Source organism: Vibrio sp. 10N.222.55.C6 (genome assembly GCF_041473395.1).
GTDB classification, from domain to species: Bacteria; Pseudomonadota; Gammaproteobacteria; order Enterobacterales; family Vibrionaceae; genus Vibrio; species Vibrio crassostreae_C.
Genome location: NZ_JBFRSD010001219.1, coordinates 1 through 377, shown reverse-complemented (window position 1 = coordinate 377; position 377 = coordinate 1). Strand labels below are relative to the sequence as shown.

Genomic DNA, 377 nt, shown 5'->3' with positions numbered 1-377 from the left:
TGTTTAATGAGAAGATGCATCATGCTGCTCAACTTCTGATTCATTCACTACCATTTTCCAGCCGGAAGATTCAAGTGTGTTCTCATCAAAACTAGTCGGTTGACTTGCTACGCCACCCAGGTAAATCCAGATTTCAGGAGAAACGCTGTTGGCGTTCAAAATAAAGGAATCCGCAGAACCATGATCAGCTGGTTTGGCTTGTTCACTTGGTGTTGCAGATTCACTGGGAGCAGAGAAATAGTAACCACGCTCGTCCAGTACCCAAGCATGAGAACCTTTGCGCTTCCAACTCTGATCTTCTACAAACGGGGCAACCCATTCATCTTTAAGTGATGCAACACTCGGCCAATCACCATCTGAGTCCATGCGCAGGTCAC

1 pseudogene is annotated in these 377 nt (G+C 46.4%); it reads right to left on the bottom strand.

Going from position 1 to position 377, the window contains the following annotated elements:
* Positions 1-3: 3 nt before the first annotated feature.
* Positions 4-377 (bottom strand): annotated as a pseudogene (locus tag AB4486_RS28260) (hypothetical protein); the annotation flags it as partial.